Annotated in this window: 17 protein-coding genes; 2 read left to right on the top strand and 15 right to left on the bottom strand. The window is 63.3% G+C overall.

The window, feature by feature from the left end; translation table 11 throughout:
- Positions 1–591: 591 nt before the first annotated feature.
- The 11 genes from PAM7066_RS10310 to PAM7066_RS10255 all read right to left on the bottom strand — a co-directional run bounded on the left by PAM7066_RS10310 (position 592) and on the right by PAM7066_RS10255 (position 12,216).
- A complete protein-coding gene (locus tag PAM7066_RS10310) occupies positions 592–1,521 on the bottom strand; it encodes a hypothetical protein (protein ID WP_085854086.1) in 930 nt (309 codons plus the stop codon).
- Positions 1,518–2,303, bottom strand: coding sequence for a hypothetical protein (locus tag PAM7066_RS10305; protein WP_085854085.1), 786 nt, complete (start codon positions 2,301–2,303; stop codon positions 1,518–1,520). The genes PAM7066_RS10310 and PAM7066_RS10305 overlap by 4 nt, the downstream gene beginning before the upstream one ends.
- 26 nt (positions 2,304–2,329) lie before the next feature.
- A complete protein-coding gene (locus PAM7066_RS10300; protein ID WP_139214991.1) occupies positions 2,330–2,593 on the bottom strand; it encodes a hypothetical protein in 264 nt (87 codons plus the stop codon).
- A gap of 558 nt (positions 2,594–3,151) precedes the next feature.
- Positions 3,152–5,266, bottom strand: coding sequence for a hypothetical protein (locus PAM7066_RS10295; RefSeq protein ID WP_085854083.1), 2,115 nt, complete (start codon positions 5,264–5,266; stop codon positions 3,152–3,154).
- Positions 5,267–5,295: 29 nt separating this feature from the next.
- A complete protein-coding gene (locus PAM7066_RS18640) occupies positions 5,296–5,793 on the bottom strand; it encodes a hypothetical protein (protein ID WP_139214990.1) in 498 nt (165 codons plus the stop codon).
- 997 nt (positions 5,794–6,790) lie between these two features.
- Positions 6,791–7,150, bottom strand: coding sequence for a hypothetical protein (locus PAM7066_RS10280; RefSeq protein WP_139214989.1), 360 nt, complete (start codon positions 7,148–7,150; stop codon positions 6,791–6,793).
- The gene (locus PAM7066_RS10275) at positions 7,151–7,360 is read right to left on the bottom strand and encodes a hypothetical protein (protein WP_085854079.1); all 210 of its coding nucleotides are present in this window, start codon (positions 7,358–7,360) and stop codon (positions 7,151–7,153) included.
- Between the two features lie 599 nt (positions 7,361–7,959).
- Positions 7,960–9,324 carry a tyrosine-type recombinase/integrase gene (locus tag PAM7066_RS10270; RefSeq protein ID WP_085854078.1) on the bottom strand — a complete coding sequence of 455 codons (1,365 nt, stop codon included), beginning with the start codon at positions 9,322–9,324 and terminating at the stop codon, positions 7,960–7,962.
- Positions 9,325–9,708: 384 nt separating this feature from the next.
- On the bottom strand, positions 9,709–11,196 hold the full coding sequence (locus tag PAM7066_RS10265) for an inorganic phosphate transporter (RefSeq protein ID WP_085854077.1): 1,488 nt from the start codon (positions 11,194–11,196) through the stop codon (positions 9,709–9,711).
- A gap of 1 nt (position 11,197) precedes the next feature.
- On the bottom strand, positions 11,198–11,671 hold the full coding sequence (locus tag PAM7066_RS10260) for an NUDIX hydrolase (protein WP_085854076.1): 474 nt from the start codon (positions 11,669–11,671) through the stop codon (positions 11,198–11,200).
- A 77-nt stretch (positions 11,672–11,748) separates the two neighbouring features.
- Complete coding sequence (locus PAM7066_RS10255; RefSeq protein ID WP_085854075.1) at positions 11,749–12,216, bottom strand: MgtC/SapB family protein; 468 nt, start codon at positions 12,214–12,216, stop codon at positions 11,749–11,751.
- 222 nt (positions 12,217–12,438) lie between these two features.
- On the opposite strand from PAM7066_RS10255, the gene PAM7066_RS10250 reads away from it, so the two are divergent.
- Together PAM7066_RS10250 and PAM7066_RS10245 are read left to right on the top strand one after the other, a co-directional pair.
- Positions 12,439–12,942: an SH3 domain-containing protein gene (locus PAM7066_RS10250; protein ID WP_175484618.1), complete on the top strand. Its 504-nt coding sequence runs from the start codon at positions 12,439–12,441 to the stop codon at positions 12,940–12,942.
- A 276-nt stretch (positions 12,943–13,218) separates the two neighbouring features.
- Positions 13,219–13,737, top strand: coding sequence for a DUF3291 domain-containing protein (locus PAM7066_RS10245; RefSeq protein WP_085854073.1), 519 nt, complete (start codon positions 13,219–13,221; stop codon positions 13,735–13,737).
- Between the two features lie 121 nt (positions 13,738–13,858).
- Here the strand turns inward: PAM7066_RS10245 and betA are convergent, their stop codons facing one another.
- Genes betA through betI form a run of 4 tightly spaced genes read right to left on the bottom strand, consistent with a single transcriptional unit; the run spans position 13,859 to position 19,155 of the window.
- A complete protein-coding gene (gene betA / locus PAM7066_RS10240) occupies positions 13,859–15,517 on the bottom strand; it encodes a choline dehydrogenase (protein WP_085854072.1) in 1,659 nt (552 codons plus the stop codon).
- Positions 15,517–16,971, bottom strand: a complete 1,455-nt coding sequence (betB, locus tag PAM7066_RS10235; RefSeq protein ID WP_085854071.1) for a betaine-aldehyde dehydrogenase — start codon at positions 16,969–16,971, stop codon at positions 15,517–15,519. Before betB ends, betA begins: the two co-directional genes overlap by 1 nt.
- A 52-nt stretch (positions 16,972–17,023) precedes the next feature.
- Entirely contained in the window at positions 17,024–18,538 is a 1,515-nt protein-coding gene (gene betC, locus PAM7066_RS10230) for a choline-sulfatase (RefSeq protein WP_276326075.1), read from the bottom strand.
- The gene (gene betI / locus PAM7066_RS10225) at positions 18,535–19,155 is read right to left on the bottom strand and encodes a transcriptional regulator BetI (protein WP_085854070.1); all 621 of its coding nucleotides are present in this window, start codon (positions 19,153–19,155) and stop codon (positions 18,535–18,537) included. The genes betC and betI overlap by 4 nt, the downstream gene beginning before the upstream one ends.
- Between the last annotated feature and the right edge of the window lie 55 nt (positions 19,156–19,210).

The following is a 19,210-nucleotide window of genomic DNA, read 5'->3' as shown; positions in this document are numbered from 1 at the left end:
TCTCAAGTTTTATAACACTGGGCGGGCGGAGTCACGGGGACTTTCTGGGATTCTGGCAATCGGGAAATGCAGGATACCAGCGTTCGGGCAGGGCGCGCGCAGCTCGCAGCATCGGATTGGGCGGGGCAGGCGTCGGGATCGGCGCGACAGGCTCGACAGGCGCTTACCGGGATCGGTCGAGGTGCTGACGTGTGGTGCAGCTCGTGGCGATGGACGGGCACGCGCCAGTACGGGGGCAGGCGTGCACGCACTGAAACGCATGATTGTCAAAACTGGCCGCGCACACGCCAGACGGGCCTAGGGTAGAAACGAGCGCCCGTCAGAACTGCCCTCGTGTCGAAGGGCAGGCCGGTCCTCCCGTGGGAGCGATGATGCCGGTGATGATGCCGCAGGGAAACGGACGGGGCAGAGGCCCCAACAGATGCGCATTCTCGTGTACGTGCGCACCCGCCCACAAGAGCAATCGGACGAGCGTCAAAACAAGCGCCCGTCATGACGTGCGGTGTCATCTCTGCAGCGCCAACAGGCGGAATAGCCCGACAGTAATCGGTGCACCGGGAGCGGTCCGGAACACCCTCTGAGGGTGGATGGTTACCCGTTTCCGTCCCCTGCCAGTTCCAGAAGGTGCTCCACTCCACGCGCAGCAAACACGGCACGCGGCGCATCGTACGCGTCAGCCACGGTGACGAGCGCCTCCACATCAGGTGCGACTGCACGTCCTCCCACCAGCCCCTCATACCATTTCGGAGCTACGTTTATTTCCCCTGCATTGGGAGCACCCGGCATCTCAGCCATCCGCCTCAGGACAGTTGGGAACGGTACGGACCTGTCGGCAAGGGTTTCGTGAATCGCAGCGCGATACCGGTCAGGTGACGGAGCCGCTGCGTTTGGAATGAATCCGCGCCGACGACTGAGCCATAGCAAGGCGTCTTTGTACGGCAGCGTGTAGGCAGACTTGTCGTCGTCCTTGGTGTGTGACGGTTCCAGCCTAAATCCCTCCTTGCTCAGAGACGAGCGCACGGTCGTGTCCGCCATGTTGGTCAACAGGCCGAGTTGTCGAACCGTCAGGTCGCTGTTTTCCTCCGTTAAGTACCAGCGTGCGTTCGCCGTCTCGATTACCCTTCGGAGGGCAAGGTCATTCAGCGGGTTGAGCCCCGTGGGCTCAGATTCGCGGTCGGTGAGAGCGTACCCGCCTGTTAGTAGTCCGCAGCTTGTCTCGTGCAGGACCTCGACAGAGAAGTCCTGCCACTCATCGACCTGGTAGGCATAGCACCAAGCAAGACGTGCAAACCGATACAGTCCGTGCCGGGTAATATCGACGCTGGCGATCTCCGCCCTGCTGGCTTCATTGTTTCCGTGGATGTCAACGGACTGTCCGAGAAATGCTACGACAGTCGCGCCATGGTCGTCGTCTGGACCGAACATTTCCAGGATCGACGCCATTGCAATGATAGCCTCGCGGACCTGCTCTTCGACCTCCGGCCAGTCATGGGGTAGGGGGATGGATGAGGATTTGCTCATACCGCTGCTCCTTCCAACGCAGCGATTTGCCCTACGAGAGATCGGAACGCATCCAGAAGTTTCGCGGCGTTTGTTTGGCGGGACGCACGTTCGGGTGCCTTTCGCCCCAGGAAAACCGCGACTCGTTCGGCATTCGCACCGCTGGGATGCGGTAGGCCTCCCAAGATCCGCTTTTTGTCGAGCAATCCCTGCCCCGCAAGGTGGCGCAGGGCCGCTTCAGGGCGCGGACCGAGGGGGAGCCACAGAGCCTTTGGCAGCATCCGGACCTCTTCGGCCAGATGCGTCTCTACCATCTGGCGCAGGATTGGGGTGGCCAGCATATCGGGGGTGCCATTATAGTTCTTGCCGCTGAGGAAGACCGGGTATCGCAGAGCGGATGTGAAATGCACTTCCCTTGATCCGGGGCGGAATATTTCTGCCGTGGTCGACACAGCCAAGTGCCCGGCGACGCCGATTGCATCCAGCATAGCGACGAGGTTTGCCCTGAGCGGCCCGCTGAAGCTCCCGGCAAGCTTCGCCTCGGCAAGCGCATCAGGAACCGAACAGCCTCGTGCAAGGGCGCGGCGGGTTGCTTCGAAGGCGTTGACAGCCTGCACTCGGCCCGGGGTGATACCCACGACCACGATACGCGCGTCACGAGCGACGTGATCGAAGGGCGCGTATGCGACCCGGAGGCTGCCGTCCTTGGCGAGCGTCATGACGCTGCTGTCGAGTAGGTCAGCGATAGGCGTATCTGCAATGCGGCCAAGGAAGGACGCGGCGAGAGTGTGATCTTGTTCCAAGTTCTGGAAACTCCGTAAGGGTTTGATCAGCGGCGACGGAGACGACGGGTGCGCCTCGCCGCTGTAATAATGTCGCCTTGGCGGGACTCGGCGATGTACGCCCCCCGATAGCGCCTCAGAGATTGGCGGCGGCGCAGATCATCCTCCGCAATCAAGTCGATCGTGTCTTCATCCAGCATCAGGGATAGCGCGCCCCGCGAGTGAATTGGCTGTCCGTAAGACTGGATGAGCCGAAGGATATCCATCGGCAGATTGCGCTGAATGCTTCGTCTTGAGGCGTGGTGTGTCATGCGCATCGGCTTCTCTCCATGTTATGCCACCACATTGCCGCATCAGTCGATTCCTGTCAACCAATAAGTTTTTGCCACAACATTGCACCATCATTTACATGACCGGAGCAGGTCAGGGCGGATGCGCCGTCCCGTAGTGTGACGACGAGGGCCGGTGATGATGACGCGGACGGATTTCGGGACGTGAGGTCGCGGCGGTCGTCGAAACTCGCCGGGCGCGCGCCGAACGAGCGCCAAACGGCCCCCCGTGTCGAAGGGCAAGCCGGTTCTCCCGTGGGGGCGATGATGCCCGGCGATGATGACGGACGGGGGGGCACGGGGCAGAGGTGCCGCGAGTACCTGTAGACCGCAATCGGGGCGTTGGGGCGTTGGATCGGTCCCCGGCGCCCTCTTCACTGAATCTTTTCAGTAGAAAAGGATTCTCCAGACAGTCCGGTATAGCTCTACAACACCCCAACGCCCCAGAACCCCTATGTTTAAGGCTAAAGTCCACGGGCGTTGCTTCGCCAACGCCCTTCAATCCCTTTGAACGCCCCACGAAAAGCCCAGGATTCCGGCTCATGCGGCCTTCGCCCCTCGTCGTAGACGCCGTGAACGCCCGATCACTGCCGTTTCCGATCCCGGCTGACGCCGGTTCTCGCCATCAGAGAGGGGTGCTGAAGGGGATTGGCGGGGAACGTGCTTCCGACGCCCCGGCCTGTCGGTGCTCGCCGCCTGCGCTCCTGACGGGGCTTCTGGCCGGTCTACCTTTCGCAGGCGCCATTGCAGGGTATGCGCCACCTCGCCCGCGTCCTCCAACACGAAGACCTCTTCGCCCAGAACGAAGTGTCGTCCTCTCATGCTCGACAGCATCCCCGACAACGAACGCGGCGAATAGGCGCCGTCGCGCGTCGTCTTGATCCCCTCTAGTTCGACGTCCGCGTCCTCGGCCAGCACTGCCAAGTCCTTCGCGGACAGGTCCCGGTTCCTCGTGCGCCACAGGTTCAGCAACTCGACGATCCCCTCTTCCTCGTTGGCAGCGGCATATATCTCGATTTCATGGCGGTTGCCCTGAAACGTCGTGAAGCTCGGGCCGATGGACTCGATGATCCCGCCGACCACCCGGCGCCAGTCCGAGTAGGATGGCACAGACGGGCAGTGCACCGGACCCTTGCGCCCCTGCGCGACCCAGCTCGCCACAATCGTCAATACGCACCAGATTAGCTTTCCCCGGTTATCCTCGACCCATGTATGGAATTGGTCATGTCTCCAATCCGACCGCTCTTTCGGGTTTGGCATCTTTGCGTCTAGTCGGATTAGGGACAGTCGCCGTTGCAGCTCTTCGGAGAATAGAGCGTTGTTCGAGGTGAACACGACAGTAGACCGCACCGGCAACGCCCGCTCTTCACTGCGGCCAAGCTCCCGATCCGTGAACGTGGTAGACGTCAAAAGCGATGCCAGCGTAGGCGAGTCCACCGTCGCTTTCTGGTTATCGAAAAGCAAAAGACTTTCTCCTCCCTTCACGGCGGTGAAGAGCACCTTTCGCCGCTCCTCCTCGCTTGAAGACAAAGGGGGCCTTGCTTTGGATTGCCCCGATATGATGAGCTGGATGGCCTCAATTAGAAACGTCGCCCCGGTTGAGGGACTCGGCTTCGACACCAGTACCGCCGGACAAGGGCCTTTTATCATCGGGCGTACAAATGGTTCGATCAGGAGGCCCAGCGCATTGCAAAGAGAAGCGGGCATTGGCTCGCCTTTCTCCAATGCCTCTTCAATATCTTGGCGGCTTTTCCCGTCGAAGGGGTAATCCCCGAATACTTCTGTGATGAGAAACTTTGCCGCTTCGGAAACATCGCGTTTACGCGCTTCGTCATCCTTTTTCCAAATCCCTGTCGTGACCGGTGGGATTTCTAAACCGACTGAGGGAACGTAATAGTTATAGGTGAGTGAGGAATAACCGGACGCCGTGATAAGAGTCCCGTCGCTTGCGAATGTCGGAATCCTCGTGATACCGGCCAAGTACGGTAACGGTAGCTCTGGATGGTGGTATAGATCACGAATGACGTTCTGGGGCGGGGCAATGCCAATCGTCGTCGTTTCGGTCCTCTGGCGGCGATAGTCCACGCCCACGAGGGGCAGGACCGCCGCGAAGGCATCCCGGCTCAGTATCGTCACGCTTGCCGCGTTCTCTTCCTTCACGAGTGCCACGCGGGCTAATTCGGTGCCGTGTCGAAAGATTGATGGAAGGTGCCCCGTATCCTTTAGCTTCTGCAAGCCATAGCCCATCAGCTCCGCATGAGAGTGCACGCCTTCGACGTTCTTGTCCGTCTGGCTTTCTACGGCGCCAGCGCCTTCGGCTTCGATCACTGCCCTTGCGAAGTCGCGGGCACCTTTCAGCCACGCCTTCTCGTAGTCGGAGTCCTTGGCGATGATGATCCCATAGAGCCGGATGAATTGGCCTTCATCTGCCCCTCGGCGCTGCATTCCCAGGATTCCGGAAATTACCTCCAGTCGCTTCGGACTGCCCGGCATTCGCATGATACGCTCGGACACCTCCTCAAAATCCATCGGCAGAACATCGAAGAGAGATTCGATCTTCTTGTCCGACAAGTCCTGATAGATGCGCTTGGCACCAGCCGATAGCTTACTCGCTCGCAGAGCGGCTAACGCCGCCTGCGCTGTGTTCTTCTTCATAGCTTTTTTCCTAGGGGATTACGCGGGCTTTACTCGACCCAGATAAATGCCTCGCCTGTCCAACGGAATTCGGAAAGGCACGCGGCATGTGCTGTCCGTCGATCTTTATCGGGGACGTCTGGATGCCAAAAAGTTATCGCACCGGACCCGTCGCAGCGTCGTACTAATCCAGCCAAGGCACAGGCGAGGCGCGCGCGTGTGGTGCATCCGACGAGCGCGGCGACCTGATGCAATCGGACTCCGTCAATCTCGAAATTGCACAGCAGAGTATCAACGGCGTCTGCGAGTTCCGCAACAAACGGAATCTCATGCGGATATAACGCCGTCAACTCTGCCACGGCAGCGCGGCGGCATTCTGTTTCGGTTTCGGGGTTGCGGTCTATCTGCCAGATGCGGCATAGGGCTTCGTATGTTTCTGCGCTTTCGAGCGGACTCAATTCGAGGTGCATTGGTTCGTGATCCACGGTTCTTTGGGCGTCTGGTTTATTACGGGTTAATGGCGGGGTATCGTGGGCCACGTTATCCATGGCCCACGATCAGGACGCCGGGGCGCCGTAGGGCAAGCATCCCTATTGTGCCGGAAGATGGAGCGGGGGGCTGTCTATCCGGCTATTGCGCGGCTCGGAACGCGCAATCTCGCTAATGGGGCTTATTCGACCGTTCCGCCCAATATCGCTGGCAAAGCTCTTGCACATCGACGTGCGCAGGGCGCTCGACGATCTCGCCGAGCAGATTCCGGGGAGGGTCGCAGATGCCCCGACAAAAGGGGCAGACCTCGCCTAGGATAAGGGCCATCAAAGGCGCGTATTCCTCAGCCGTTCGGCATCCGTCGGTTGGCTCGGCGGGGGTAGATCGGCGGGACCGTCGCAGCTCGCCGGCAAGGCGCTTTCCGGTCAAGCTGGCTGTGTCGGCGTTGCGCAGTAGGGTTTTGAGCTGCGGGCCGACCTTGCGCGCCGTAAGTGCGGCCTCGACCGCCAGAAGCCCGTCGATCAGGACTTGGGCGAGGGAGTCCAGGTCGTCACTTGGCGGGGCACTGGCAGGCATGTCGGCCACCTCGTGGTATGCGGCTCGGGTCGATGCGCTTGCCAGCAGCGGGGGCCTCTTGTTCCGGCGCGTCGCATAGGCGCTCGATTTCCAGTGCGCGGGCTGAATGGGCGCTCAGTGTGGACCGCAGGGCCGCTAGATCGTTCTCGGATGCCCCCTCTGCCGCCAGACGCGTCGCAGCGGCGCTCAGCGCCTCGCTCAGCCGCCTCATGGCTGGCAGGATGGCGGCGGGCCGGTCCAGCAGGATAGCCGTCTGTGGCGCGTCTGAGCGTCTGTCAGCAGCTAGGTACTCGATCCGGGCGCAGACAACCGGGTCCTGTTCCCAACGATACGCACAAGACTTGGCGCTAGATCGGGCGGGCTTGCCGCCCAGCGGCGCTGCAGCGACGTAGGCTTCAGTGCGCCCGGCGCCCAACGCCCGCAGGGAACAATACTCTTCCCTCCGGGCGTCCGGGATCGGGATGGATGGGTCGGGGAGGTTCATAGCCCCGCGATTCCTGCCCGACGAGCTGCCGCCATCCTCTGCGCTGGGTTCTGGATCGCCAGAATCTCAGCCTTCGCGGCCTCGGCGGCATTGGCGGGAGCGGACGCCTGATGGTCTTCAAGGATGGCGCGCAAATCGACCCCGGTTGACGTACTCCACAATTCGTCAATCAGTTCGTCATCGCCGGGGATTTCAGCCGTTCCCAGAACGAAAGCTCGACCAGATGGCGTGTCGAGTACGGCGCCAAGCAGAATGTCCCGCAGTCGATCAGGATAATTCGTCAGCTTGCGGTCGGCTCGTGCCTGAGCCTGTAGGAGGCGCATTTGGCGTTCGGGTGTCAGGTTTGCAGTTGTCACTTAGATTTCCTCGGCAGCGGTGCGGATGGCCAGCTCTTGGGCTGGAGAGACGCGGATGATTGTTTTGAGCCATGTTAAGATTGGCTCGACGGCGACGTAGGCGCGGCGGCGGGTGGCTACGGGGCAGGACAGGACGCGGCGGACGACGCGCAGCTCTGTCTCTGACCAGCTCATAGCCTCCGCGACCGCCGACAGGCGGACTTGGGACACGGGTGGTCTCCTTGCGGGATGGAGAGAGCTGACGGAGCACCGCAGCTCTGTGATGATGATGGACCAACCTGCCGCTCGCGAACGGCATGCCAGTCTCTCCTGTTATGTGATGGTTTATGCCACAAGTCAGGAGAATCCGCAATGATCCGTTGACAAACGGCAGAATGTATGAATGTGAACAATCGCTTGACACTTATAGCGACGTCCAAGCATGCCGCATTTCCGCAAGGATATAGGTTATTCTGTATGTTTATCAGTACACTGCTCGGTCTAGAGCGCATAGAAGCGTGGAGCTGACCGTTTCTTTAAGCATCAACACGCTTGACCTAATGCAGCAAAAATGCTCAGATATCACGAAATTGTGACATTGGGCGACCGCGACTACAGGCTTATCCGAGCCTGTCGAGTGTGGCGCCAGCAATGCTGCTCGACCTCGATGGCCACCACCTTTGGTGAGTGTAAAAGGACGGTCGCCCTCGCCCGCCGAGCCTGCGCTGCACGCCTTTCACCGTGTCCGCGCCAGCCACCAGAGCGAAGACAGTACCGGTTGAGGCAAGCGTTCGACCGGCAGGGCACTGCGGTTGCGCTTGGGACGGCTGTCAGTCGATACCGTCTCCACGCGCCCACCGCTCCAACTCCTGATGGCTAGGCAAGTCGGGTTCGTAACTAGGCTCGGTCTGGCGGGACCACTTGAGGACGTCGGCATAGGTCCAATCAAGATCGCCTCCCGGCCGGGACGGATGGAGCACGGCGAGACGCTTCCTGGACCGCTCCGCTTCCTCGCGTCGAGCTTTCCGCTCCGCCTCGCTGGAAGTAACGTGATCGGCCCACGCCTGCATAATATCACGACGGGGACGCAAGAGCTGCGACCGTAGGTATGCGGCATCCTGCGGCGACTCGACCTTGTGCTGGATGCACCGCTTTTGCATGACCCGACTGCAGATTTCCTCGTCGCCACACCACGTTCCAAATGTCGCCCGGAAGCCGTGTGGGACGGCGATCTTACCGCACGTCGAAGGCCAGCCGCCCTCCTTGAGCCAGTTTCCCCACGCATTCTCGGACACCCGACCATGCTTATATGCATCTTCGTCGGGGAATATGTAGTCATCGGGAGAGCTACCCCAGCGCCGCTTTGCCTCGCGCAAGATGTCGACAGACTGCCGCGACAGGGGCGCAGCGAAAGGCTCCTCCGACTTCATGTTTTCTGGGGGAATGTCCCAGACCCCCGCCTCCCAGTCCACCTCACCCCACCGCGCTCGCGTGACGTTTGCGACGCGGGGAACGTTGAGCAGGTAAAATCGGAAACTCAGGCCCTTCACATCGTCACCCGCGCTTGCCCAGAGGCTAGGCATATCGCGCCACGCCAGAGCAGGGTGATTAACGCTTCTGCGCCGAACCTGTGGAAGTTGTGCCTTGGCGAGCTTTTCAACATCGGCGAGGACTCGGGCATCCCTCCCTCGCGCGTTCTCCATAACTTGCCCGATCTTGTTGAGAAGCTTCCGCCCGACATCACGCTCCCATACCGGGCGGACGATCTCCACCACATCGGCCAGCACAATCTCTGCCACAGCCTTTGCCGCGAAGGGGCGGCTGAGCGCGTGATGGTTCAGAGTCGACATCCACCTCCCTGCCTCGCCACCGCCCTTGAGGGCGCTTTGCTTCAGCTCGAAGAGCTTCGCAGTAGCCTCAGCAAAAGTCTCGGCCTTTGCAGGCTTCGTCCTCTCTCGAATGTCCCCTCCCTCAGCGAGCCGCTGACGCCACTCGGCGGCAGTTGCACGAGCCAGAGCCAAGCTTACGCCGGGGTATGCACCCAAGCCGCGCCGACAGCGCTTTCCCTCGACGGTCCAGCGGAAGACCCAAGATCGTGATCCTGCCGGGGTGACCTTCAGGTAAAGCTGGCCCCCGTCAGACCGTTCGCCCGTAGCGTTGCGGACCTCCCAATCCGTCAGTTTGTGTATCGCCATGATCGAAATCTCGCTCGCATCTGGTGGGCCATTTGGTGGGCCACCTCATGCACCCTTTGCGACCATACGTCGAGTCACAAGCCAGATATTCCCTTGCAAACCTGGTCTTTGACTTGCTTACCAAGAAGGGATAAGGGAGAAACTCCGTGCCTCTCCTGGGCACCAATTCCCCTGTTATCCCGTCGCTTTAAGTCAGCTGTATTTCAGTGTGGCGCAGGCGCGGTGATGCGCTCGCCAGATGCCTTGAGACATCGCGTCACCGGGTTGGTGCGGCGTCGGGTGCTACCACTCATTCTACAATGCTTCCGGACCGATTTGTGACGGACATCTCGGTCCGAGGTCCGCACCCGGGCTGTTCCTTTTCCTGCGAGTGATGGAGCGCCCCTAGGTCGTCACCCAGAACAGCAACGTCGAAGCGGCAGCGGAAAGCAGCGCTGCGGCAGGTACGGTGATGACCCACGCGGCAGCGATCGTCATGAAATGCGATCTCCGCACCAGTTTGCGGCGACGGCGCTCCTCTCGGGCGAGCTTCTCGGCGGGCTGGCGCGTCTTGTTCCGGGCCCGTGCGCGTTGTTCTGCATCCCACTCCCGGTAGAACCCCACGCCAAAAATCCCGCCGATCGCGATATGCGTGGAACTGACCGGCAGGCCCAACCACGACGCAGCGATCACGGTGACGGCCGCCGAGAGGGCCACGCAATACGCGCGCATCGGGTTCAGCTTCGTGATCTGGTTGCCGACCATGCGGATGAGCTTCGGGCCGAACAGCACCAGGCCGAAGCTGATGCCCGCGGCACCGATCAGCATGACCCAGAGCGGAATCGAGACCTGCCCCTGGACCGCACCGCTTGCCTCGGCACTGACGATCGCCGCAAGGGGGCCCACCGCATTGGCCACGTCGTTTGCTCCGTGCGCGAAGGACAAGAGCGCGGCGGAAACGACCAGCGGCAGGCGGAACAGCACGTTGAGGGACTTTTCCTCGTTCGGAAGCGTGCGGGACTGACGACGCACTAGCGGCCTTGCAGCCAGCGCGGACAGCACGCCCATTGGCACGGCGATGGCGATCACTCCGAACAGCTCGATGTCGATCACCTTCTTCAGACCCTTCACGGCCAGATAGGCGGTGAAGGCTGTCGTCATGACTCCGATGAGCACCGGCACCCAGGTTCGAGCCGCCGTGATCCGATCGTCGCGATAAATGATGGTGAAGTTGACCAGGGAAAGCAGCGCCGCGGCGATCAACCCACCCAGCACCGGCGAGATCACCCAGCTCGCCGCGATCGCACCCATCGTCGGCCACGACACGGCGTCGAACCCGGCCGCCGCAACGCCGGCACCCAGAACACCGCCCACCACGGAATGAGTGGTCGATACGGGTGCCCCGATCCACGTGGCGAGGTTCACCCAGATCGCGGCCGCCAGTAGCGCGGCCATCATCGACAGCATGAAACCCGTGGGGTCCGCGAAGCTCTCGGGTGCGACGATGCCTTTCGAGATCGTCGAAACGACATCGCCCCCGGCCAGAAGCGCCCCTGCGGTTTCGCAGATGGCCGCGATGGCGATGGCTCCGACCATCGACAGGGCGTTCGCCCCGACAGCCGGCCCCATGTTGTTGGCCACGTCGTTGGCGCCGATATTTAGGGCCATGTAAGCCCCGAAGGCCGCAGCCACGATGACGAAGACCGACCCTCCCGACGTGACGATCCCGGCAGCGAGGGCAGCGACCAAGATCACCACCATCGACACACCCACGCCGACAAGCGGACGCGACACGAACATCGTCGCGGACTCGACGCGGGAGACCCGGTTCAGATCGGAGTCGAGCGTCTTCCAGCGATAGGAATTGTCAGGAGCGGCCAATGGATCGTCCATTTCAGTGGTCGTGTGACGGCGCGATCAATCGCGCGGCGTCGCGCAGTAGCGCAGCAAGGTCGTGTTCGTCCACCATTTCCGCCGCCTCTGAGGGCGTCACCCAGCGGCGCTCGCGTTCCGCGGCCTCCGGGAAGCTGTCCGAGACCGAGATCACGCGGACGGCGAAGACATCGACATCCGTTCGAACCGGCACACCGCGCATCCGCTTGGAATAAGAATAGCGGCCGAGGTGGAGCCCCTCTTGTTCGAGACGGACGCCGCCCTCTTCCCAGGCCTCCTCGCGCGCCGTGTCCAGTGCGCCGAAGCCAGCCATGGGCCAGCCCTTCGGCAACACCCAGCGCCGGGTCTGGCGCGACGTCAGCAGAAGCATCTGCAGCACGTCGTCCTCGATACGCCAACACAGGGCCGCGACCTGGTATCGGTTCGGACGGCGGAAGACGGGAAGGATGTATTCGGTCCAGAGGCGGCGGATCATGGGAATCCTCCTTGCCCGTGTCCAAAACCGAAGAGGCGTATCGTCATCTCCAGTCCTCTCCGTTTTGGAAGGCTCGGCTACTGCTCGACATCGTCGTCCTCCACGGGGTCGTGGAGTTGTTTCTCGAGAGGGGTCAGCACCAGCAACGTCAGGAAATTCAGCAGGCTGAGAACGATGGCGATTTCCTCGCGTCCATATGCCACCGAAGCTCCTATCGCGCCGGTATTCCAGATGCTCGCGGCCGTCACGATCCCGCGGACGTTCGAGCCGTTCTTCACGATCGCGCCACCGCCGATGAAGCCGATCCCGGCCAGCAGACCCTGAAGCAGGCGCGCCTGAGAATCCGCCGTGGCATCGGGCATTGTCTTCACGATCAAGGCGTACCCGCAAGCGGCCATCGCGACCACGGGAAACGTTCGCAGACCGGCGCTCGAGGTGCCGCTTTCCCGCTCCCACCCAACTGGAATTGCCAGAGCGAATGCGACGACGACCCGTACGAGGCTCTCCACCACCTGCGCCCAATCGATGCTTACGCCTGTTTCCATCGCTCGCTTCGCTCCTTCGAAGGAGAATGAGCGACTTTCCACGAGGTTCCAAACACCGGTGAACGCGGATCGTGCAGCGGGGAAGACCTCGGCGCTCGAATCGTCGGCGCGCGCATAGCGGACGTCGCGCTAAGTTCGAGCCTGTCGTCACCACTTGACCGCTTCGAAGGCCGGAGCCAGAGATCGGCTGTGATGCATCACTGCCCATCCACGAGGTCTACCGTGCCTAGATTCGCGCTGCCCTTCTTCGCGCTCACCCTTGCCTTCCTGTCCGCCGCGCCCCTGCTCGCGGCCCCGGTAGAGCCCGGTTCCGAGCACTGCGTCGTGAACGTCCCCTCCGACGACCGACTGAACCTCAGGGAGGGACCGGGAACGAACGCGGCAATCCTCGCCCGTCTTGCCTACGGGTCCTGCGGGATCGTCGTGACCGGCGCGTGCCAGGGATCGTGGTGCCCCGCCGAGGACGGCCACTATGCAGGCTGGGTCCACCGGCACTACATCGCCGCGCTGCCGAAGGTCGACTTCTGCTTTACCGCTGCAGCCTCCACCGACGTCCGCACCATACGCGCCTGGCCTGCACCGCATTCGCGCGCCTTGACCGAATTGCCGGCCGAGCAGTGCGGGATCAGGCCCCTTCCCTACGCCGTCAGGGATTGGCAGAAGGTCCGGGCGGCGGGATGGGAAGGCTGGCTGCCCCTGTCAGGGCTCGCGCATACCGGCGATTGACGGGCACGCCCTCGTCACCTGGGGCGCGGCTAGCGGAACGCCCCTGGCCGCTGCCTCCGCAGGACCAGGGGGGCGATGAAAGCTTATCTTGCGAAAGCCCGATCACGGTCGCTGCAGCATCGCCGAGTAAGGACTAGACGCGGGACTGCGGCGCCACAGCGGGTAGTGCTGGCCGCTTCAATGGCGAAGCGATCGGACGTTCCGAGTCCAAGATGGACATGAGAAGCGTCGATCCCCTATCGGTTGAGGGTGCCTCATTCGGGATCGCGTCACGACATGTCACTCGCCCTCTATACGTTCGGACAGTTCGCCGGACCGGCAGACAGCCCGGTAAATGACGGCTTTCGCGAGTTGAATGATCCGATCTTCGCGCTCGCGGATCGGACGGAAGGTCTGATCGCACGATCGGGATATGCCTCGGATGCGGGACCCTCGCCGTGGGGAGAGGAGGTCTATCCCCGGTTCTACGACGAGGCGGGGGATGGGTGGTCACCCGCAACCCTGTCCCTCTGGGAGGATCTCGAAAGCCTCTACGTCTTTACCTATAGCGGTCTTCACGCACAGGCTCTCAAACGGGGCCGGGAGTGGTTCAGGAAGCCGAGTTGGCCTCCGCTCGTTCTCTGGTGGCACGACGGAAAAGCGCCCCCCACATGGCGCCAAGGGGTACGACGGCTCGAACATCTTCACGATCATGGTACGTCGTCGTTCGCGTTCTCGTTCAAGTCCCCCTTCGACGAGAACGGGCGTCCCGTGAACCTGGACGCCATCCGCATCCGGGATCTGCGGGGGCGCTGAGGTTCGCCGACCGCCGCCACCCCGTCCGCAGTGCGGTCGACCGGTCCGGCTGCAGCGGGCGACCGTTCCCGAAAATGTCTTCCAGCGGACCCCGCTGGTCGCGCGTGGCGTGCACTTTCGCTTACCGCTGCTCGGTCTGCCAGTTCGGATGCATCCACGGCTCGCGGTTGGAGGGTGGCAGGGGCGTCTTGCCGAGGACGTGATCGGCCGCCTTCTCACCGACCATGATCGACGGGGCGTTGAGATTGCCGTTCGGGACCTGCGGAAAGATCGAGCTGTCGGCGAGGCGCAGTCCCTCGACGCCGATCACGCGGGTCTCGGGATCGACCACGGCCATGGGATCGTCGGCACGGCCCATCTTTGCCGTGCCGCAGGGGTGGTAGGCCGACTCGACGTGCTCCTTGATGAAGGCGTTCAGCGCCTCGTCGGATTGCGCGTCGGCGCCCGGCTGGATCTCGTGGCCGTAGTAGGGGGCGAAGGCCTCCTGCCCAAAGACCTCGCGGACGAGGCGGATGCAGGTGCGGAAGTCGCGCCAGTCGTCTTCATGGCTCATGTAGTTGAACAGGATGTTCGGGGCGTCCTTGGGGTCGGCAGAGGCAAGCGTCACCGCCCCGCGCGACTTCGAGCGCATGGGGCCGACATGGGCTTGGAAGCCGTGCCCCTCTGCCGCCGCCTTGCCGTCGTAGCGCACGGCGATCGGCAGGAAGTGGATCTGGACGTCGGGATAGTCCACGCCTGCGGCCGAGCGGATGAAGGCCGCGCTTTCAAACTGGTTCGACGCGCCGGGGCCGGTCTTGGTGAAGAGCCAGCGGGCGCCGACATAGGCCTTGCCCAGCAGGTTCCAGTAGCGGAACAGGCTGACCGGCTGTTTCGACGTGGCTTGCAGGTAAAGCTCCAGGTGGTCCTGCAGGTTCTGGCCGACGCCGGGGCGGTCGGCGACCACCTCGATATCGTGCTCGCGCAGGTGCTCGGCCGGGCCGATCCCCGAGAGCATCAAGAGCTTTGGCGAGTTGAAGGCCGAAGCGGCGAGGATCACCTCGGACGTCGCGCCGATCATCTCGACATTGCCGCCACGCTCGACCTCGACGCCGGTGGCGCGGCCGTTCTCGATCACGACCTTACGGGCGAAGGCGTTAACCATGGTGCAGTTCTTGCGCTTCAGCGCAGGCCGCAGGTAGGCGTTGGCCGCGGACCAGCGCCGGCCACGATAGACGGTCATGTCGAAGGGGCCGAACCCCTCCTGCTTTTCGCCGTTGTAGTCGCCGGTGACTTCATAGCCCGCCTGACGCCCGGCATCGATGAAGGTGCGGGTCAAGGGGTTGTCCATGCGCCCACGCGTGACGTGCAGCGGGCCGTCCTTGCCGCGCCAGTCGGGGTCGCCGCCGTGGCCACGCTCGTGCCAGTTCTCGAGCCGTTCGTAGTAGGGCACCACATCGGCATAGCCCCAACCGTCGGCGCCCATGTCGCGCCAGGTATCGAAGTCGCGTGCGTGGCCGCGCACATAGACCATCCCGTTGATCGAGGACGACCCGCCGATCACCTTGCCACGCGGCGCGGCAAGGCGGCGGCCATCAAGGTGCGGCTCGGGCTGGCTGGAATAGCCCCAGTCGTAGCGGGCCATGTTCATCGGGTAGGACAGCGCGCCCGGCATCTGGATAAAGGGGCCCATGTCGGTGCCGCCATGCTCGATGACGATGACCGACTTGCCCGCCTCGGACAGGCGGTAAGCCATGGCGCAGCCGGCGCTGCCGGAGCCGACGATGACGTAATCGGCCTGCATCAGAAGGGTGCCTCGGTGTCGCCCATCCGCACGTAGACGGACTTGAGCTGGCTGTAGTGCTCGATGGCGGCCTTGGCGTTCTCGCGCCCCACGCCGGACTGCTTGACGGCGCCGAACGGCACCTCGACCGGGGCGTCGTTATACGAATTGATGAAGCACGACCCGGCGTGGAGCTTGCGGATGACCCGGTGCGCGCGAGCAAGGTTCTGAGTGTAGACGCCGGCGGACAGGCCGTAGGGGGTGTCGTTGGCGCGGCGGATGGCCTCGTCCTCGTCGTTGAAGTCGAGGACGGACATGACCGGGCCGAAGATCTCTTCGCGGGCGATGGTCATGTCGTCGGTCACGTCGGCGAAGATCGCGGGGGACATCCAGAAGCCCGGTTTGTCCAGCCGCGCGCCCCCGGTGACGAGGCGCGCGCCGTCTTCCTTCCCGCGGGCAACGTAGCCGAGGATGATGTCGAGCTGCTGCTGGCTGACGATGGGGCCGAAGTTGGTCTCTTCGTCCAGCGGATCGCCAAGCTTGGCCGTGGCAAGGCGCTTGGCGAGGCGGTCGAGGAACTGCTCTTTCACGCTGCGATGCACGAAGACGCGGGTGCCGTTCGAGCATACCTGTCCCGAGGAATAGAAGTTGCCGAGGATCGCGCCCGACACCGCGTTCTCGATATCGGCGTCGTCGAAGACGAGCATGGGGGATTTACCGCCAAGCTCCATCGTGACGTGCTTCATCTCGGCAGCGGCGGCTGAGTAGACCTTTTTCCCCGTCCCGACCGAGCCGGTCAGCGACACCTTCGCCACGCGCGGATCGGTGATCAGGCGGCCGCCGACCTCGCCCATGCCCTGCACCACGTTGAACAGGCCCGGAGGGGCGCCGGCCTCGGTCAGGATCTCGGCGACCTTGAGGGCCGCGAGGGGGGTGTTCTCGGACGGCTTGAAGACCATCGCGTTGCCGCAGGCGAGTGCGGGCGCGGCCTTCCAGCAGGCGATTTGCGTCGGGTAGTTCCACGCGCCGATGCCGACGCAGACGCCCAGCGGCTCGCGGATCGTGTAGGCCCAGTCGTCACCCAGCTGGATGTGCTCGCCCGTCAGGCCGTTGGCGATGCCGCCGAAATATTCGAGTGCGTCGGCACCCGAGGTCGCGTCGGCGACCAGCGTCTCCTGCAGGGGCTTGCCGGTGTCGTGCGTCTCGATGATCGAGAGTTCGCGGTTGCGCTCGCGCATGATGCGGGCGGCGTCGGTCAGGACGCGGCCACGCGAGCGCGGCGACAGGGCGGCCCATTCAGCCTGCGCGCGGGTCGCCGCGTCGAGCGCGGCGTCGGTCACCGCTTTGGTGGCGGCGTGAACGGTGGCCAGCGTCTCGCCCGTCGCGGGGTAGATCACGTCGAAGGGCTGGCCGTCGGCGTCGTCCAGGTAGGCGCCGTCGACGTAGTGGCTGGCGGTCGGTTTCACATCGGTCATTCTTTACACCTCGGTCGGGGGGCCGGTTCCTCGGGCGGAACCCGCGCCTTATTCACTCGCCGCGCGGGAATCGCTGGCTCTCTTCGACCACGTTCAGGTCCATGTGGTTGCGCATGTATCGCTGCGCGGCGTTCAGGACCGGCTGGTGATCCCACGCGGTCTGCTGCCCCTGAAGCAAGCCTTCGTATACGACCCAGCGGGCGGCCTGACTCTTGCGGATCTCGTCGTCGAACCTCGCGAGGTCCCAGCGGGCGTCGGACTCCTGCCGGAACTTCATGAGGACCTCGTCATGGGACGGATCGGGCGCGAGGTTCGTCATCTCGTGCGGATCGGCTTCGAGGTCGAAGAGCTGTTCGGGGTCGAGCGGGCAGCGGATGTATTTCCACTTGCCCTCGCGCAGCGCGACGAGCGGCGCGTAGGAGGCCTCGGCGCAATACTCCATGCGGACGGGCTGCTGACGCCCCTGCCCCGCCGCGACCGGCAACAGGCTTTCGCCCGCGGTCCAGGGCTCGACCTCGCCCATGGTGATCCCCGCGATGTCGCAAAGGGTCGGGCAGATATCGATGGTCGAGACGGGGTCCGTCACGAGGCCAGCCTCGATGCCGGGGCCCGAGACCATGATCGGCACGCGGGCCGAGCCTTCGCGGAAGCTCATCTTGAACCACAGTCCGCGCTCGCCCAGCATGTCGCCGTGGTCGCTGGTGAAGACGATCGTCGCCTCCTGCCGGGTGCTTTCCAGCACGTCCAGAAGCTCTCCCACCTTCTCGTCCAGATACGAGATGTTGGCGAAATAGGCGCGGCGGGAGCGGGCGATGTTCTCGTCCGAGATCTCGAAATTGCGCCAGTCGTTGGCGTCGCAGATGCGCTGCGAATGGGGGTCCTGCTCGTCATAGGGGATCGACGGCACGTGCGGCGACAGGTGCTCGCAATCCTCGTAGAGATCCCAGAATTTCTTGCGCGCGACGTAAGGATCGTGAGGGTGCGTGAAGCTGACGGTCATCATCCACGGCCGTTCGTCCTTGCCTCGCGAGAGGTCGTAGATCTTGCGGACAGCGTTGTACTGGACCTCGTCGTCATACTCCATCTGGTTGGTGATCTCGGCCACGCCCGAGCCGGTGACCGAGCCCATGTTGTGATACCACCACTCGATTCGCTCGCCCGGCTTGCGGTAGTCGGGGGTCCAGCCGAAATCGGCCGGATAGATGTCGGTCGTCAGGCGTTCCTCGAACCCGTGAAGCTGGTCGGGGCCGACGAAGTGCATCTTGCCCGAAAGGCAGGTCTGGTAGCCCGCGCGGCGCAGGTGGTGCGCGTAGGTCGGCATGGACGCGGGAAGCTCGGCCGCATTGTCGTAGACCCCGGTCGAGGACGGCAACTGCCCGGTCATGAAGCTGGCCCGCGACGGCCCGCAGAGGGGGCTGGCGCAGTAGGCGTTCCGGAACCGGGCCGACCGCTCGGCCAATCGCTTGAGGTTCGGGGCATGCAGGAAATCCGCCGGGCCGTCGGGGAACAGGGTGCCGGTCAGCTGGTCGACCATGATGACGAGGATGTTCGGGCGGGCGTCGCTCACGATGCCTCCTTCAGTTCGTGGTGGAGTGTGGTCATGACCTGCGCGACAGCGTTCGCGGCCGTCGTCTCGTCATCCAGCGCGGCGCGCAGGTAAAGACCGTCGATCAGGCCGCCGATGCGCTCGGCTGCGGCCGGTGCGGAGGGACCAAGGATCGGTCGCAGGGCGTGAGTCAGGTTCGACGCGAGCCGCCGGCGATAGACCGACAACAGCCGCCGGGCGCCGCGCGAGCGTTGCGCCATGACATAGAAGTTCAGCCATGCGGCGATCGCCTCGTGGCGGAAGTTCTGCTGCGAAAAGCTGACGCGGATGATCGCCTGCGCGCGCGCCTCGGGGGCGTCGGCCGTGGCAAGCGCCGCGCTGACCTCGCGGCCGAACACCGTCAGGACGTGGCGCATGGCGGCGAGGAACAGCGTCTCCTTGTCGCCGAAATAGTGGAAGGCGAGCGCGGGGCTCATTCCGGCGCGCTTGGCGATTCGTCCGACCGTCGCGTCGAGCGAGCCGGCCTCGCCGATCTCGGCCACGGTTGCGGCTATCAAATCCGCACGGCGCCGAACTTCGGCCCGCTCCCGTGGCGGTTTCGCTGCCACGGCCACCTTTTTCGGAACAACTGTTGCCATGCTTCGGCAACTAGCATTTAATTGACCCGTCAATCAATAGCCGAACCTACAGGGA

The sequence above is a fragment of the Palleronia marisminoris genome (genome assembly GCF_900172315.1).
In the GTDB taxonomy this organism is placed as follows: Bacteria; Pseudomonadota; Alphaproteobacteria; order Rhodobacterales; family Rhodobacteraceae; genus Palleronia; species Palleronia marisminoris.
Note: the sequence above shows the minus strand (reverse complement) of the source record. Positions and strands in the feature narration are given on the sequence as shown.

Excerpts from the sequence above, each read along its gene's own strand:
- PAM7066_RS10310 (WP_085854086.1), bottom strand. The coding sequence starts at position 1,521 with ATGAGCAAATCCTCATCCATCCCCCTACCCCATGACTGGCCGGAGGTC.
- PAM7066_RS10300 (WP_139214991.1), bottom strand. The coding sequence starts at position 2,593 with ATGACACACCACGCCTCAAGACGAAGCATTCAGCGCAATCTGCCGATG.
- PAM7066_RS10295 (WP_085854083.1), bottom strand. The coding sequence starts at position 5,266 with ATGAAGAAGAACACAGCGCAGGCGGCGTTAGCCGCTCTGCGAGCGAGT.
- PAM7066_RS18640 (WP_139214990.1), bottom strand. The coding sequence starts at position 5,793 with ATGGATAACGTGGCCCACGATACCCCGCCATTAACCCGTAATAAACCA.
- PAM7066_RS10270 (WP_085854078.1), bottom strand. The coding sequence starts at position 9,324 with ATGGCGATACACAAACTGACGGATTGGGAGGTCCGCAACGCTACGGGC.
- PAM7066_RS10265 (WP_085854077.1), bottom strand. The coding sequence starts at position 11,196 with ATGGACGATCCATTGGCCGCTCCTGACAATTCCTATCGCTGGAAGACG.
- PAM7066_RS10260 (WP_085854076.1), bottom strand. The coding sequence starts at position 11,671 with ATGATCCGCCGCCTCTGGACCGAATACATCCTTCCCGTCTTCCGCCGT.
- PAM7066_RS10255 (WP_085854075.1), bottom strand. The coding sequence starts at position 12,216 with ATGGAAACAGGCGTAAGCATCGATTGGGCGCAGGTGGTGGAGAGCCTC.
- PAM7066_RS10245 (WP_085854073.1), top strand. The coding sequence starts at position 13,219 with ATGTCACTCGCCCTCTATACGTTCGGACAGTTCGCCGGACCGGCAGAC.
- betA (WP_085854072.1), bottom strand. The coding sequence starts at position 15,517 with ATGCAGGCCGATTACGTCATCGTCGGCTCCGGCAGCGCCGGCTGCGCC.
- betB (WP_085854071.1), bottom strand. The coding sequence starts at position 16,971 with ATGACCGATGTGAAACCGACCGCCAGCCACTACGTCGACGGCGCCTAC.
- betI (WP_085854070.1), bottom strand. The coding sequence starts at position 19,155 with ATGGCAACAGTTGTTCCGAAAAAGGTGGCCGTGGCAGCGAAACCGCCA.